At 44.8% G+C, this 16,520-nt stretch carries 12 protein-coding genes and 3 pseudogenes; 14 read left to right on the top strand and 1 reads right to left on the bottom strand.

Going from position 1 to position 16,520, the window contains the following annotated elements; genetic code table 11:
• The first annotated feature begins 22 nt into the window (after positions 1-22).
• The 12 genes and pseudogenes from K6J72_RS03680 (at position 23) to K6J72_RS03630 (ending at position 14,199) form a co-directional block, all read left to right on the top strand.
• Positions 23-1,621: a mechanosensitive ion channel domain-containing protein gene (locus K6J72_RS03680; protein ID WP_430886741.1), complete on the top strand. Its 1,599-nt coding sequence runs from the start codon at positions 23-25 to the stop codon at positions 1,619-1,621.
• Positions 1,618-2,865 carry a tRNA (N(6)-L-threonylcarbamoyladenosine(37)-C(2))-methylthiotransferase MtaB gene (gene mtaB / locus K6J72_RS03675; protein WP_221280789.1) on the top strand — a complete coding sequence of 416 codons (1,248 nt, stop codon included), beginning with the start codon at positions 1,618-1,620 and terminating at the stop codon, positions 2,863-2,865. Before K6J72_RS03680 ends, mtaB begins: the two co-directional genes overlap by 4 nt.
• Positions 2,822-4,504 carry an AAA family ATPase gene (locus tag K6J72_RS03670; protein ID WP_221280788.1) on the top strand — a complete coding sequence of 561 codons (1,683 nt, stop codon included), beginning with the start codon at positions 2,822-2,824 and terminating at the stop codon, positions 4,502-4,504. The genes mtaB and K6J72_RS03670 overlap by 44 nt, the downstream gene beginning before the upstream one ends.
• Entirely contained in the window at positions 4,504-5,037 is a 534-nt protein-coding gene (bioV, locus tag K6J72_RS03665) for a pimelyl-ACP methyl ester esterase BioV (RefSeq protein ID WP_221280787.1), read from the top strand. The genes K6J72_RS03670 and bioV overlap by 1 nt, the downstream gene beginning before the upstream one ends.
• A 70-nt stretch (positions 5,038-5,107) precedes the next feature.
• Entirely contained in the window at positions 5,108-7,000 is a 1,893-nt protein-coding gene (locus K6J72_RS03660; RefSeq protein WP_221280786.1) for a methyl-accepting chemotaxis protein, read from the top strand.
• Position 7,001: 1 nt separating this feature from the next.
• The gene (locus tag K6J72_RS03655; RefSeq protein ID WP_260320675.1) at positions 7,002-7,532 is read left to right on the top strand and encodes a hypothetical protein; all 531 of its coding nucleotides are present in this window, start codon (positions 7,002-7,004) and stop codon (positions 7,530-7,532) included.
• Positions 7,532-8,416: a signal recognition particle-docking protein FtsY gene (gene ftsY / locus K6J72_RS03650; RefSeq protein WP_221280785.1), complete on the top strand. Its 885-nt coding sequence runs from the start codon at positions 7,532-7,534 to the stop codon at positions 8,414-8,416. The genes K6J72_RS03655 and ftsY overlap by 1 nt, the downstream gene beginning before the upstream one ends.
• Positions 8,400-9,732: pseudogene (gene radA, locus K6J72_RS03645) on the top strand (DNA repair protein RadA). The gene ftsY and the pseudogene radA overlap by 17 nt, the downstream one beginning before the upstream one ends.
• Positions 9,733-9,763: 31 nt before the next feature.
• Complete coding sequence (locus K6J72_RS03640; RefSeq protein ID WP_221280783.1) at positions 9,764-10,096, top strand: hypothetical protein; 333 nt, start codon at positions 9,764-9,766, stop codon at positions 10,094-10,096.
• Positions 10,097-10,100: 4 nt separating this feature from the next.
• Positions 10,101-12,569 carry an McrB family protein gene (locus tag K6J72_RS08335; protein WP_260320674.1) on the top strand — a complete coding sequence of 823 codons (2,469 nt, stop codon included), beginning with the start codon at positions 10,101-10,103 and terminating at the stop codon, positions 12,567-12,569.
• The gene (locus K6J72_RS08330; RefSeq protein WP_260320673.1) at positions 12,560-12,865 is read left to right on the top strand and encodes a hypothetical protein; all 306 of its coding nucleotides are present in this window, start codon (positions 12,560-12,562) and stop codon (positions 12,863-12,865) included. Before K6J72_RS08335 ends, K6J72_RS08330 begins: the two co-directional genes overlap by 10 nt.
• A complete protein-coding gene (locus K6J72_RS03630) occupies positions 12,862-14,199 on the top strand; it encodes an McrC family protein (protein ID WP_221280781.1) in 1,338 nt (445 codons plus the stop codon). The genes K6J72_RS08330 and K6J72_RS03630 overlap by 4 nt, the downstream gene beginning before the upstream one ends.
• 19 nt (positions 14,200-14,218) lie before the next feature.
• Here K6J72_RS03630 and tnpA read toward each other — a convergent pair.
• A pseudogene (gene tnpA, locus K6J72_RS03625) lies at positions 14,219-14,648 on the bottom strand (IS200/IS605 family transposase).
• Positions 14,649-14,712: 64 nt separating this feature from the next.
• On the opposite strand from tnpA, the pseudogene K6J72_RS03620 reads away from it, so the two are divergent.
• Both K6J72_RS03620 and K6J72_RS03615 read left to right on the top strand, forming a co-directional pair.
• Positions 14,713-15,977: pseudogene (locus K6J72_RS03620) on the top strand (RNA-guided endonuclease InsQ/TnpB family protein).
• Between the two features lie 168 nt (positions 15,978-16,145).
• Entirely contained in the window at positions 16,146-16,520 is a 375-nt protein-coding gene (locus K6J72_RS03615; RefSeq protein WP_221280779.1) for a chemotaxis response regulator CheY, read from the top strand.

The following is a 16,520-nucleotide window of genomic DNA, read 5'->3' as shown; positions in this document are numbered from 1 at the left end:
AGTTCATTTGATCGGGGACATTGTGTTTAGGTTTTTTTGGGTGCTGTGGGCTTGTGTTGGTTTGGCTTTGGCGCAAGAAGGCGCGCAAATCCAACGCCTGCAAGAACAAGCCACGCATTTAGAGCATAAGCTCCAAACGAGCGACAATATCTGGCTTAAAAAATTCAGTAATTTTGAGAGTTACGAGCAAATTTACGAGGAGATTCAAGCCATCCAGCACCAAATCAAAACCCTCAAGCACAAAAAGAACGGCGACACCTTGAAAATCAGTACCTTAAACCACACCTTGCAAGCCCTAAAATACCAAGAGGCGTTGTTAGAGCAATACAAAATGAACCCCTTTAAAGAGTTGGTGGAAAAACCCAACATCGCCAATATCCCAAGCATCACCAACCCGATCGCCATCGTTACAGGGATTTCTTTCATTAAGCAAATCAAAGCCAAGTACACCACCATGAAGCACCATAAAAAGAGCTTGCACGAAGTGCTGGACTTGATTAATCAAGAATTAGAGGTGCTGACACAGCTAGAAAAATTGCAGAAAGAAAGCGATCAAGAACAAGAGGGTTTGGCCAAGAAGATTTACCAAGAACAAGTGAAAAAAATCGAGTTACAGGGGGCGCAAAACCTTTTAAAAACGAGCATGGATGTCTATGCCAAAGACATTGAAGAGGCAGAATCCAACATTAAATCCCAAATCAAAGACCAAATTTTTAAACTCATTTATGTGGTTCTAATCGCCCTTGTCAGCATTGTTTTGGCGTGGGTGCTCAAGGTCATCAGCCATAAATACATCCACAGCAACGAGCGCGCCTACACGATCAACAAGGCGATCAACTTTGTCAACGCCAATGTGGTGGTGTTGATCTTTCTTTTTGCCTACTTAGAAAATGTGTCCTACCTTGTAACGGTGCTAGGCTTTGCCAGCGCCGGGATCGCCATTGCCATGCGCGATTTATTCATGAGTGTGCTGGGGTGGTTTATGATTTTGATTGAGGGCAACATCCATGTGGGCGATCGCATCAAGGTGATGAAAGACGGACACGCCTATGTGGGCGATGTGCTCGACATCTTCGCCCTTTACACCACGATCTTAGAGGATGTTACACTCACTAGTTACAAAAACAACGAATGCCGGGCGGGGCGAATCATTTTTGTTCCCAACAACTACATTTTTAGCAATTTGCTGTGTAATTACAGCCACTTTGGCATGAAGACCGTTTGGGATGGGATTGTCTTTTGCGTTACTTTTGATTCCAACTACAAAAAGGCCATGCAAATTGCCCTAGACATCGCCAACACCCAAGCCAAGCAATACACCGAAATGACCTATAAGCAAATGAACAACATGCGCACCAAATACTCCCTACGCAACACGAGCGCCAACCCAAGGGTGTTTATGGTTTTAGAGCAAGAGGGCATCCACATCAGCGTGTGGTACCAAACAAACTCTTACGCCACTCTTGCGCTCAAGTCTAAGATTTCTAGTGATATTATCGAGGCATTTTTGAAAGAACCCGACATTTTCATCGCCTACAGCACGACTAAGTTCGTGCAAAGCGAGGGCGATGGGTTTGGGAACAAAAACAGCGTTTTTGAGAACAAGGAATTACACCTATGAAACAGAAAGTCTATTTTAAAACCTTCGGTTGCCGCACAAACTTATTTGACACGCAAGTCATGCGCGCCCACCTAAAGGACTTTGAGCACACTGCTGACGAGGATTTGGCCGACATTGTGGTCTTAAACTCTTGCACCGTTACCAACGATGCGGATTATAGCGTGAGGGCTTACGCCAAAAAAATGCACGCTTTGGATAAAAAGGTCTATTTTACAGGCTGTGGGGCGAACAAAGAGGGGCGCAAACTCTTAGAAAACAGGCAAGTGAGCGGAGTTTTTGGGCATGATCATAAAACCCAAATCAACCACCTTTTGCACCAAGAAGGGTTTTTTCACGAAGATAAGCAAGCCAAGCTAGAAAGCACGCTTTTAACGAGCTTTGTGGGCAAAACTAGGGCTTTTGTCAAAATTCAAGAGGGGTGCGACTTTAGGTGCAGCTACTGCATCATCCCCCAAGTTCGGGGCAAATCGCGTAGTTTAGAGAGAACACACATTTTAAAGCAAATTAATTTGCTTGCTGAGAGTGGGGTTTTGGAGGTGGTTTTAACCGGCACGAATGTGGGCAGTTTCGGGCTAGATAAAGGCGATAGCCTAGCCAAGCTCATCAAAGAGATCGCCAAAACCCCCATCAAACGGGTGCGTATCGGCAGCCTAGAGCCCGCCCAAATGGATCGTGAGTTTTTAGAGCTCTTAGACCACCCCATTTTAGAAAAACATTTACACATCGCCCTGCAACACAGCCATGACACCATGTTGCGCTGGATGCGCCGGCGCAACCGCACACACACGGACATAACCCTTTTGCAAAAAGTGGCGAGCAAGGGCTTTGCCATCGGCACGGATTTTATCGTAGGCCACCCCCACGAGGATGAAAATATCTGGCAAGAGGCATTGGCAAACTTTAAGAAACTCCCCCTAACGCACATCCATCCCTTCATCTACAGCGTACGGGATGGCACGCCCTCAAGCAAAATGCCAAACAGAGTGAGGGGAGACATCGCCAAGGCCCGCTTAAAGCAAATCAAAGAGTGCGTGCAAGAAAACAACCTAGCCTTTAGGCAAAACTTAAAGGCGCGGGGCGTGGCGCTAGAGGTGTTGGTGGAGGGGCGTAAGGGGGGGGTTTATTTAGGACACGACCAATTCTTTAACCCTGTGCGTTTAAACGCGCAAGAGGATTTGAGCGGGCAGTGGGTGGTGTTGAATGATTACGAGGTGGAGCTTGATTCAAACTTTGCGGCGGTATAAAAAGGCGATCATCGGTGCTTTTGCGCTCTTGGTGGGTGTGGTCTTTGTGGTGTTTTTGTTTTTTAGAGAGCCAACACAGCTGGTGAGTATCCAAGATTTTAATGCGCTTTTACGCACCGAAAAAATCCAAAGCATTGAGATCGACAGCCGCTATATTTACCTAAAAACCCGCTTCAAAATCTACAAAACCGCCCGTTTAGGCTGGACCGATTCGATGCAATTTCCCACAAACATCCCTATTGAGGTGTTGCAAGAGGACAACACCACGCAACAACTCCTAAATTTAGTGATCATCTTTTTCTTTCTGGTGCTCTTGGCGGTGATCTTGCGCTTTGCGTGGAGCAAAAAGCCGTTGTTGCAACCCTCCCTAGACACTGCCCAACAACGCCAAAATACCCCCATGCCATCTTTGCACGCCACGCTGCCTAGTGTCCGTTTTAAAGATGTGGCGGGTACAAAAGAGGTCAAAGAAGAACTTTATGAGATTGTGGATTACTTAAAAAACCCCAAAAAATACCAAGATTTAAAAATCAAATTGCCTAAAGGAGTTTTGCTCGTGGGTCCCCCCGGGGTGGGTAAAACAATGATCGCCAAAGCCCTAGCCGCTGAGGCGAAAGTGCCTTTTTTCTACCATAGTGGGAGCGCGTTCGTGCAAATTTATGTGGGCGTGGGGGCTAAGAGGGTGCGCGAGCTCTTTGCCAAAGCCAAAGCCTTTAGTCCGTCCATCGTGTTTATCGATGAAATCGATGCGGTGGGCAAGGCCAGAGGGCATCAGCGCAATGATGAAAGAGAGGCCACGCTCAACCAGCTTTTAACCGAGATGGACGGCTTTGAGGAAAGTGCACAGGTGATCGTGATCGGGGCGACGAATAAAATCGATGTGATGGATGAAGCTTTGCTTAGAAGTGGTCGGTTTGATCGGCGCATTTTTATCTCTTTGCCCGACTTAGAGGAGAGGGTGCAGATTTTGGAGTCCTATTTGCAAGACAAGCAACACAATTTAGATTGTTTGGAGGTGGCAAAAATTTGCGTGGGTTTTAGCGGGGCGATGTTAGCGTCTTTGGTCAATGAGAGCGCCTTAAATACTCTAAGACGCAACGCGGCACAGATCAGCATGAAGGACATTTTAGAGGTGAAAGACAAGATTGCCTTTGGTAAAAAGAAAAATGTAACTTTGAGCGAACAAGAAAAGAATTTATACGCCCTTTATCAAAGCGCAAAGGCTTTGAGTGCCTACTGGCTAGAAGTGGAGTTTGACAAGGTACTCTTGGTCGGGGAGTTTTTGGCCGCAAGCGACAGGCGTATTTTAAGCAAGAGCGAGATGAACAACAGCATCAAGGTGCATTTAAGTGGGATGATTGTGTTGGATTTATTTTTTAAAGAAAGCTACACTTTGGCCAAGGACGACTTGAGACACGCCCTAGAAACCGCTAAAAAGATGTGTGAAGAGTATGGCATGGGGCATAAGTTCATCGGGGATCGGGCAGATGTGGAGGCACTTTTGAGCGCGCTTTACACCGAGCAAAGAGAGTTTTTGGGCAATTTCAAGGCGCAGGTGCAAGCGATGGCCCAGGCCCTGTTAGACAAAGAGAAGTTAAGCAAAACCCAAATCCAAGAGATTTTGCGCTCTTTTGTGTGATGCGCTACTTTAGTGGGTTTGGCTTTTGTGGGGAGAGTGTGTTGTTTTCGTGGATTTTAAAGGATTGTGGGGTTTATGACATGGCCGGCTTTAGTTATGGGGCACTCAAAGCCCTGGAGTGCGCTTATGGCGAGGTGCTGGCTGGGCGTAGGGTGCAAAAATTAATCTTAATTTCGCCCTGCATGCTCGCTTTTAAACCTATAGCCTTTAAACGCCTACAAATCTTGAGCTACAAAAAAGACCCCAAAGCTTACATGCAAGCTTTTTTAAAAAATATAGGCTGGGATGTATTATTGCAACAGGACCCGAGTTTAAAAAGGTGTGTGCATTTGGGCAGCTTAGAGGCTTTGGAGGACTTGCTTTTTTCGCCCCTAGCCCCTAAAAAGCTGGCATTTTTGCGATCTAAGGGCGTGGTTATCGAAGTGTTTTTGGGTTTAAAAGACCCGCTCTTAGAACCCCAAACCGCTTTAGAGTTTTTTAAACCCTATGCTTGTGTGTGGCAGTTTAAACACATGGGGCATTTGTTAGCCTAGGCACTCTAAAGAAGGGCTAATTTGCGTTATAATGGAGTTTTGGCTTTTGTAGCACAGCCGTGAGGTGTTTATGGATTTGAATGTGAAGCTAGGGTTTAAAACAAAGATTGTTTTGGCGTTGGCCGTGTTGCTCATTTTGGTGTTTGGCACGACCATCGTGATCATTGGGGTGAAAATCCGCAACAACTTAACCGAGCAAGCACAAATTTCGCTCAAAACCACGGTCAATGTTTTATCTTCCACAATTAAAGAGTGGGATCGCAGCACCCGCTTCGTTTTGAGGCAGACGGCTCTCTCCTTTGAAAAAATTCCCCTCAACGACTTGGAACGCGTGGAACAAATTTTAGAGTTTGTGCATAATAACATGAGCTCGGCCGATGTCTATGCCGCTTTTGAGAACGGGACTATCGTTAAACTACAAGGTAAGGAACCCGCTGGGTACGACCCAAGGGTGCGCAGTTGGTACAAAAATGCTAAAGCCACTCCGGGTATCCATATTTCTAAACCCTATGTAGATGCTTATACAAAAAAGACCGTTGTTACTTATTCTTTGGCTTTGAAACAAAAGGGGGTGTTTAAGGGAGTGTTGGCCCTAGATGTTGATTTGGATAGTCTTTTAGAGTCCGTCATTGCGAATTATTTTAAAAAACAAAGGGTACATCTCTTGGATGCAAATGGGGTTGTGTTGGGATCATCGGTTTACCAAGAGGGCAGCAGGTACCACGCCAACGACCACGAATTGCGCCGCCAAATTTTAACCACTTCTTCTGGTTTCATCGAAAGAGATGGCAAAGAAGGGGTGAAATTCTATGTTTATAGCACCATCGATGGTTTAGGTTGGAAAGTGGTTTCTGTTGTCTTTAAAAAGGATGCACTCAAGAACCTAAATGGTGTCCAAACCATGATGTTTACCATCTCTGTGATTGCGCTCATTGTGGTACCTTTTGTTCTCTTTGGGGTGATCGAGATCTTGTGCCGCCCCCTCATACAACTACGCGATTTAATCGTGCAGTTAGTGTCCGACAATGGAGACTTAACCAAGCGCTTACGGGTTAGGGGTACAGATGAAATTGCCACTATTTCATCTAATATTAACCTTTTGCTTGAAAAAATACAGGGCATGGTGTCTAAGATCAAAGAATTGGGTGCGCAAAATCACCAAATCGCCAACACCCTTCACACAAGTGTGAACACTGTAGAACAGCACACCCAAGAGGGTAAAAACCTCATCCACACCGCCCTAGAAAATGGGGACAACATCATCAATAATATTTTAAGGGGAGTGGAGGATGCAGACAAAAACAACCAAAACCTCTTACAAACCGACAGCACTTTAGAGGAAATCCGCACGCAGATCCAGTCCTTTAACGAGAATTTAGCCAACAAAGCCAAGTTGGGCATGGAATTTTCTAACCGCTTAGACGAAGCCTCCAAGAACACCGAGAACATTAAAGCCGTTTTGACTTTGATTTCAGACATTGCCGGGCAAACAAATTTGCTGGCTTTAAATGCCGCTATTGAGGCTGCACGGGCAGGCGAGCATGGACGGGGTTTTGCGGTGGTGGCCGATGAAGTGCGTAAGTTGGCTGAAAAAACCCAAAGTAGCCTCACGGAGATCGCCAGCGCCATCAACGAAGTGGTGCAAAGCGTGGGCACGATCAGCCACGATTTACACACCAACGCCCAAGAGATTTTAAAAACCTCCGAGCTCACCCACTCCTTGCAAAAAATGGTTGACTCCAATGTGGAGAACATCCAAAGCGTGATCGGCGTTACAAGCCAGGCAGTACAAGAGTTTAAAGGCGTGGCTAATACCGCAAAAATGATTATACAAAGCATCCAAAAAATCAACCGTCTAGCGGTGCTCAACCACCAAAGTGTGCAAGATGTCGGAAAAGCCAGCCAGTCCTTAAACGAAGTTGCCCAGGTGCTCGATCAAGAATTGGCGAAGTTCAAGGTCTAACATGCGTTTTTTGGCATGTGTGGTCGTGTTGTTGGTCTTGTTGGGGTGTTCTGATTCTAAGAGTCAAGAAAAACCTAAGGAGAGCACCCCCTCCATTTGGCACTTTTTGGACCAAAACCACCAAGAATTGCAATTAAAAAGCGTGAATGGGGTTTTAGAGGTTTTGGACAAAACCCCCATGCCCACTTTAATCATGGTCTTGGATTTAAGCCCCAAGAACGCCACATATGTTGCACTTTTTAACCATTTACAAGCTGAGTTTAAAAGCGTGCGCTTTTTAGCCTTGTTAGACAAGGCTTACTCTCAAGAACAACTAGACACCTACGCCAAAGCCCATAAGCCCCATTTCATGCTCTTTAACCCCATGGATAAAGCCCGCTTTGCTGTGGCGTTTAAAAGCACTTCATGGTCTTTGCCCTATTTTTTACTTTACAACCAACAAGGGCAGTTGGTCCAAAATTACCGGGGTGTGATTTTGGAGGAAATGCTCGCCAAAGATTTACAAGATTTAATCGATGCAGAGAAAAAATAATGTTTAACTTCTTTAAAAAAACGATCCAAAATGTAGCCTCGCTTTTAAAGTCCAAAGACGCCACCTTTAGCAAAGAGGCACTAGAGGAAATCTTGATCGGCTTTGATGTGCAATTTGACCTCGTGGAAAAACTTTTAGAACACCTGCCCGAGCAAATCAAACGCAACCATTTAGAAGTCGCCCTGATGCGTTTTTTACGCAAAGAAAGCTACTACGACCAAGTGCGTCTAAAACCCCTAGACACCAAACCCTTAGTTTCTTTAATCTTGGGGGTCAATGGGGCTGGCAAGACCACCACCATCGCCAAACTCGCCAAAAAGCATCTCTTAAACAAGCAAAAAGTCTTATTAGGAGCGGGCGACACTTTTAGAGCCGCAGCCGTGAAACAACTCCAACTTTGGGGGGAGAAGTTGCAATTAGAAGTCATCAGTGCAGGGCAAAACAGCGACCCGAGTGCTTTAGCTTACAACACCATTGAGGCGGGGATCGCCAGAGGGGCAGATCAAATCATCATCGACACCGCTGGCAGACTACATAACCAAACCAACCTCAAAAACGAGCTTTTAAAAATCTCTCGGGTGTGCAGCAAGGCATTAAACAACGCCCCCTACTATAAAATCCTAATACTCGATGGCACTCAGGGCAGCTCCGCCTTAGAGCAAGCCAAAATCTTCCACGAAAGCTTGGAGCTAGACGGGGTGATTGTCACGAAACTAGATGGCACGAGCAAGGGGGGGTGCATTTTGAGCATTCTCTACGAATTGCAACTGCCCATTTTGTATCTAGGCGTGGGGGAGAAGGAAAACGACTTGATCGCTTTTGATGAGATGGAGTATGTCAAAAGCCTTTTAGATGCGATCTTTAAAGATGGCGAAAAAGTCTAGAGTCTTTGAGTGCCAGCATTGCGGATTTGTCAGCCCCAAGTGGCTGGGCAAGTGCAATAATTGCAACCAGTGGGAAAGTTTTGTTGAGGTGAGCCAAAAAGAGCTAGAGAGCCTAAAGCCCCTCAAAAACACCTCCAAACTTTCAGCAATCTCTATCGCTAAGGTCGAGCAAGAGAGTGTCAGCACCTTTAGCTCCACCCAAAAGGAATTAGACATTGTGCTAGGGGGATTGTGCCCGGGGGTTGTATTTGATCGGGGGCTCCTGGCGTGGGTAAAAGCACACTTTTATTAAAAATGGCGGGGGGCTAGCTGGGGCTGGCTTAAGTGTGCTGTATGTGAGCGGGGAGGAGAGTGCAGGGCAAATCCGGCTAAGAGCAGACAGATTGCAATGCGTGCAAGAGAAGTTGTATTTACTCAATGAAATTGACCTAGACACGATCAAGGCGCATTTGCTCGGGCAAGATTACGCCGTGTGTGTGATCGACTCGATACAAACTCTATATTCAAGTGCGGTAAGCTCTGCCCCCGGCTCGATCTCTCAAGTAAGAGAGATCACCTTTGATCTGATGCGCCTAGCCAAGCAAGAGCAGATCGCCATTTTCATCATCGGGCACATCACCAAAGAGGGTTCGATCGCCGGCCCTAGGGTGCTCGAGCACATGGTCGATTCCGTGCTTTACTTTGAGGGCGATCCTAGTCGAGAATTACGCATTTTACGCAGTTTTAAAAACCGCTTTGGGGCAACCAGCGAGGTGGGGATTTTTGAAATGCACCAAGAGGGCTTAATCAGTGCTAAAGAGGCTTCTAAACTCTTTTTCTCCCAAAAGCAAAGCCTAGCCGGCAGTGCCTTAAGTGTGGTGCTGGAGGGCTCAAGGGCACTGATTTTAGAAATCCAAGCCCTAGTGTGTGAAAGCTCTTTAGCCAATCCTAAGAGATTAGCCACGAGTTTTGACACAAACCGCTTGCACATGCTCTTAGCCTTGCTAGAAAAAAAGCTAGAAATCCCCCTAAACCGCTACGATGTGTTCATCAATGTATCTGGGGGGATTAAAATCAGCGAAACGAGTGCAGATTTAGCCGTGATCGCCAGCATCCTCTCGAGTTTTAGAAACCGCCCGATCAGCAATAAAACCGCCTTCATCGGGGAGGTGGGGCTGACTGGCTCAGTGCAAGAAGTGCCGAATTTAAATGTCCGTTTGAAGGAAATGGAGAATTACGGCTTTTTAAAAGCGATTGTGCCTAAAAAACCCAATCTCAAAACCCCCATTGCCTGCTACGAAGCCAAAGATGTGTCGCAGATCATTGAGTGGATGTAGCAGAATTTGGCTTATTCTTTAAGGAGTTGGCATGCACTGTTTGGCAAGAGTGGATTTAGACCTAGTCAATGGAGACACCGATCAAGACAGCCAAACCTTCACGCTTGGCAATGAGGAATACACTTTGATCTTGCAACGTCTTAAAAAGGGTGGCTATGTCAGCGCACAGGTCTTTAGGCGTGAGATCATGGGGATGTATTCTGTCAGCTGTTTAGCCTGGGTGGATTTAGATGGGTACTATGTTTCTACAGAACAGCAAGATTTTAACCCCAATAATTTTAGTGGCGACAAACTCACTTTATTTGTGCAAAGCACAATCGGCAATCAAGTGAGCGCACAGGTTTTAAGCCATAAAGAGGTGTGATCTCGTGGCAAAGCTAGAGTGGAGCGTGGAGCAAAGACAGGCGTTTTTAGGGCTGTTGCAAGAGTTTATAGACTTGGTGGATAAATCGGTGCAAGAGTGGGAAGAAAGGCAAGAGAGCCCAGCCCCCAAAGCCCCCCAAAGTGCATGCCACGCTCTGCAAAACAAGTTCAATGCCTTTTTAGAGGCGTGGGGGTATGTGTGTGTGGTGAGCGTGGGGTTTGGCAATTTAGCTAACACACCGGCGATCGCCTTTTTTAGACAAGATACTTTAAACGAGTGGTTTAGCGATCCTCAAAAGATAACCCCCCAAAAAGGCTTTTATATTTGGTTTGCCTATTTACGCAAGGAGCAACCCAAGCTTTTTGACCTTTATATCGGGCGTGCCGATGAGGGTTTAGAAGAATGCCAAAAGTGCGCCGCGTATCAAAAATTGTTTGGCAACGATCGGCCACTTGGATATGAAAACCGCCATTTAGACACGATCCATAAAATCGCGGATGATTTTTTAAACTTGGCAGAAACATTTAATGCGATCCCCCTAGAGGATTTTAAAGGAAATGGTGTGGAAAAAGTGGAGTGGAGCGCAGAGCAAAGACAGACATTTTTAAAGCTGTTGCAAGAGTTTGTGGAGTTGGTGGATGAATCGGTGCAAGAGTGGGAGGCGCAAGGGGGGCGCAGAAACTCCAAGCCCCCCCTAAAAGACAAGCGGAAGGAACTTTCAAACAAGCTCAATGAGTTTGCAAAAGAGTGGGGGTATCAGTCTTACATCCACATGGGTGGTCGAAACTTTGGAAAAGAGGGGTATGCGGGGATTGCCTTTTTTCGCGAAGACATTTTAAAAGAGGGGTTGATTAACACCGCCACAGCCAACCATCACCGGGGCTTTGACATTTGGATTGGCTACAATTGGCATGGCAAGGTGGAAGGTGTCCCTACAAAAGGGTTTGTTTGTTGTATAGGTTTGGATTGGTGGATAAAGGAGAATTTTGAAAATTGCAAAAAGTGCCCAGCATATAAAAGACTTTTTTTTAATGAAGAAAGGTATAAGATAAAGGCACACCGCTACATTGACACTTATAATAGCTTGGAAATTTTTATGCAAAATATTACTGACTACTTTTTATACTGTGTCAATGAATTCAATGCAATCCCCCAAAAGGATTTTATACTCAACAACAATCCACACACCCCCCAAGAAAACCATAAAGGAGAAGCTATGGCTACTAAAATCCCCCTAAACCAAATCCTCTTTGGACCCCCGGGCACGGGCAAAACCCACAACACGATCAATGAAGCCTTAAAGATTTTAGGTTTTGCCAAAGAGGGTGCGCAAAACAACAACGAGGACAATTTAGATTATAAGCGTATCCAACTTGAAGTTGAAACCTTAAAACTTGAAATCCGCCCCGCTTTATCCGAGAATATCGGGCAAGGGCAAGATGTGGAGGAAAAACACAGGCGCATTTATGCCAAAGCCCTTTTTGACCACTACAAACAAAAGGGGCGCATTGGGTTTGTCACCTTCCACCAAAGCTATGGCTATGAGGAGTTTGTGGAGGGGATTAGGCCTGAGATAGATGAAAAAACTGGACAAGTTACCTACCCCATCAAAAATGGGATTTTTAAGCAAATGTGCCAAAGGGCTCAAGAATCTTCGCAACAACCAAGCCCTAAGAAAAAAGCACAAATTGATTTAGATTATTGGCACGCCTTGCTAAAAGCTTTTATCGATTCTTTAGAGCAAGAGCGCAAGATGGCGGGAAAATGCTGTATCTCGCTCTATCAAGGCGATCAAAAAGAACTCACATGGAGCAAAACAGATAAGGGGCTTAAATTTGAAACAATTTATAACCAAGAAAGACAGCCGGTGTTTGTCTATGAGGACACTCTAAAGGACTTGTACCAACAAGACAAGCTAGAGAGGATTACAAAACCCAAAAACTTAGATGTCCACAACACTTCCTACCACTACGCCCTCCTTAAAAAACTCACCGCATTTGAAGCTGCATATCTTAAGGCGCAAAATTTAACCAAACCACCTTTTAATGTGTTAGAAGAGTCCCCACAAAACCCCGAAAAACTCCCCTATGTTCTCATCATCGATGAGATCAACCGGGGTAATATCTCTAAGATTTTTGGCGAGTTGATCACTTTGATTGAGGCGAGCAAACGCGTAGGGCAAGAGGAGGCATTAAAAGTTACTTTGCCTTACAGCCAAGAGTCTTTTGGCGTGCCGGATAATCTCTACATTCTAGGCACCATGAACACCGCCGATCGCTCCATTGCCCTATTAGACACCGCTTTGCGCCGTAGGTTTAGCTTTGTAGAGATGTTGCCTAGACCTGAACTTCTTAAGGGGTACCACATTAAAGATGGGGGCGAAGAGACAGACATTGATTTACAGAAACTCTTAGAGGCGATGAATGCCCGTATTGAGTTTTTGCTCGATCAGAACCACACCATTTGGGGCTAGATGGCTTAGAGGGCTTGCAAGCGTGTTTTAAGGATAAAATCATCCCCCTTTTGCAAGAGTATTTTTATGACGACCACGCCAAAATCCATGCGGTGTTGAATAAAAATGGCATGTTAAAAGACAAGCCGATGGAGGGCGCATTGCAAAAACTTTTGGGAGATTTTATAGACACCGACAAAAAGATTTACCAAATCACAGAGGCGAGCGCATGGGGTATTGAAACATTTATAAGGATTTATAAAGATTCTAGCCAAGCACAGAGCAACGAAACGACAAAACAAACCTCCAATCCATGAAAACCACGCCCACGCTGTATTTAGCCGAACACCAAGAGTTCAACCAAGCGGACATCGAGGAGCGTCTAGGGGAGAAAAAGGAGAAAACCCCCAAAATATGGGAGGCCCTTTTAGACTTCGCCCACCAAGAGGGCAACCACGCCTTTTTGAGGTTTAAAAATAAGCACACCCTCAAAACCCAAAATTATGTGGGCTTGATCCAAGTTCAGGGCTTTTGCATTGAGATACTGCCCAAGATTTGCGGGCGGGATTTAAAAAGAGAGGATTTCAAGAAGCATTGCGACTGCAAAATGAAAATCCCTAGACTCGATCGCGCAAAATTTCAAGATCAGGTAAAAGAGTTTATCAGGCCACAGACCAACTTAGAACCCCCACAAAAGCCCGATTGCTCCCTCTGCCATGCTAAACAAGTTTTGTATAATTGCCTAGTTACTCTTAAAGACGCGCCCTTTAAACAGAGCCAATTTTCTCAGCTCAGTAGCGCACATTTGCCCCTGCTAGATGTTTTTATTCAGATGTTTTTAGAGGAATGCACCCAGCTTATCAAACGGGGATTGAAGCGGGATTATTTGAGCGTCTCAGAAAATCGCCCCTTTCTTAAGGGCAAGTTGGAGTTTGCTAACCACCTCAAAGCCAACATGATTCACAAAGAACGCTTTTATACAAGTAGCGATGAGTACAGTCTAAATGTTGCACCCAATCGGCTCATTAAAGCCACGCTAACGCTTTTCAAAACCCTAGCCCTAAGCCCCAAAAGCCAAGAGGCGTTAAACTCTACATCCTTTGTCTTTGATGAGGTGTGTCCTAGCCAAAATCTAGAGGCGGATTTCGCCAAGAGCGCGCATGCCAGCCGTTTTAAAGAGTATGAAAATCTTTTGGCATGGTGTGATCTGTTCTTGCGTAAAAAATCTCTGACTCCTTATAGCGGGGCAAGCCATGCCTATGCGTTGCTATTCCCTATGGAAAGACTTTTTGAGTCCTTTGTGGGGTTTTGGCTTAAAAGAAGTTTGGAAAATGAAAACGCGCGGGTGTGCTTGCAAGAACAAAGGAAATTTTTAGCAAAAAATAAGAACTCCCAAAGTTGTTTCCCTATGCGCCCAGACATCGTGCTAAGGCAAGGGAGCACAATCACCATCGTAGACACCAAATGGAAGACAATCCACACGCAACAAGACATCACACATGCCGACCTTTACCAAATGTGGGCGTATGCGAGCAAATACGCCACTTGTGCGCCCACCAAAAAGGTGAGTGTGTGGTTGGTGTATCCCCACCAAGAAACCCAAGAAATCCAAACTTTAAGACTCTCCGGCAGAAATCCCACTCGTCTTTAGCGGGTGGGATGAATGCCCCCTACCCTTGATTTTCTATGTATCTTTTGATGGTTTCTGGGTTAGCTTCTCCTATGGAACAGGCAAAAAATCCATCTGTCCAAAATTTTTGTTCTTTCCAAAAATGCTTGCGTAAGAACGGGATAAATCTTGGTTCTCTCCAAACTCTATAAGTAGTCATCTGCTTGATCCGCAAGATAATGGAACTGATAGACACCCTAGGGATATATTGAATCATCAGGTGTAGATGATCTTTATCTGTCTCCATTGCTATGATGATAAAATCTGAACTTTCCTCTATCTCTTCAAGCACAGACTTTATAAAAATAGCCACATCTCCTACGAGCAACTTTTTTTCTGTATTTACACACTAAAATCAAATGGGCTTTTAGATTATGTTTGCTCCTGTTTGTGGACAAATAGCCTTTGAGTTTGTAATGGTTTTCTTTCATAGCTCTACCTCAAAAATATTTTATAAAATTATGTTATAATGATGTAAAGTTAAGGCGTAAGAAATTGCTTAAAGCAATAAAGTTTAGAATTTATCCCACCATAGAGCAAAAAACCTTGATACACAAGCACTTTGGCTGTGCTAGGGTGGTCTATAACTACTTTTTAGCATACCGCCAAAAGCAATACGCACAAGGCATTAGAGAAAATTACTTTAGCATGCAAAAGGCGCTCACTACTCTCAAAAAACAAGAGGCTTACGCTTACCTAAGTGAATGCAACTCTCAAAGCTTGCAAATGGCACTAAGACAGCTGACAACAGCCTTTGATAGGTTTTTCTCTAAGCTGGCAGATTATCCTAGATTCAAATCTAAAAAGATATGAAGCAGTCTTTCTGTGTCCCGCAACACTTAGAGATGGATTTAGGCAACAACCAAGTCAAGCTACCCAAATTCAAAGAAGCTATTAAAGCCAAGTTTCATAGGCATTTGCCTACAAACTCTATCGTCAAACAGGGGTTTATCTCTTGCGTAGCAGATAAATACTATCTCTCTATAAGCTATGAGGATAATGAGCCTGAACCTAAACCCACAACTATCAAAAAAGCTGTGGGTTTAGATATGGGTTTAGAGTCTTTAGTGATAGCCAGTAGTGGCGTGCTCTATCCCTATAAAAAGTTTTTCCAGAATCTACAAACCAAACTCACTAAAGCGCAAAGGAGATTGTCTAAGAAACTAAAAGGTTCTAGTAATAGAAAAAAACAAGCCAAGAAAGTGGCACAAATCCACGCTTCTATCAGGAATAGCAGAGAGGACTACCTACATAAAATCAGTAATGAGATAACCAATCAATACGATTTGATAGCAGTAGAAACCTTGAAAGTTAGGAATTTGGTCAAAAACCACAAACTAGCTAAGAGCATTGCCAATGCCAGCTGGTCTAGGCTCATTAGTCTATTAGAATATAAGGCTGGTTGGAAGGGTAAAACCCTTATCAAAATTGACCAATACTTCCCTAGCTCTCAAATCTGCTCGACCTGTGGGAGCAACACAGGTAAAAAGCCACTGCCTATTAGAAATTTTATCTGCCCTTGTTGTCAAACATACCACCACAGAGACCTAAACGCTAGCATCAATATCAGAAACTATGCTTTGGGAATGCTAGATGAGCGACACGCTATCAAGGTAGATAAAACTAGGGTAGGGATTACCCGAAGTTACGCTTGTGGAGATTCCGCTAACGGGGCTGTAACCAAGTATGGCTACATACTGGATACTGCTAGTTATGGATCGTTGAAGCAAGAAGCCCACCCGTCTTTAGCGGGTGGGTGATTCACCTTTTAAACCCAAAGTTTTTGAAGACAAAGAGATGGAGCTTTTGGTGAAATTTTTCCCCTTGTCTGTTTGGGCGTTTGCTATGGGGCTTTAAAGCTAGAGGTTAAATAAATATGCTAAAATGGCGCATTGATTCTTGGCTGTGCGCTAAAATAAGGAGCGAGATTGAAGATTTTAATTGTGGATGATAGTTCGACCATGAGAAGAATCATTAGAAACACCTTGCAACGCTTGGGTTATGAGGACATTATGGAGGCCGAGCATGGCGTGGAGGCGTGGGGCAAATTAGACGCCAACGACACCACGGGGGTTTTGATCACTGATTGGAACATGCCCGAAATGAACGGGCTAGATTTGGTGAAAAAGGTGCGCTCAGACGGGCGTTTTAAAGATTTGCCTATCATTATGATCACGACAGAAGGGGGCAAGGCGGAAGTCATCACCGCCCTCAAGGCTGGGGTGAATAACTATATCGTCAAGCCTTTCACGCCGCAAGTGTTGAAGGAAAAATTAGAAGTCGTGCTGGGGACAAATGACTAA

Origin of the sequence: Helicobacter sp. NHP19-003, from assembly GCF_019703305.1 — a bacterium.
In the GTDB taxonomy this organism is placed as follows: domain Bacteria; phylum Campylobacterota; class Campylobacteria; order Campylobacterales; family Helicobacteraceae; genus Helicobacter; species Helicobacter gastrocanis.
This window is presented reverse-complemented; position numbering and strand designations above follow the sequence as displayed.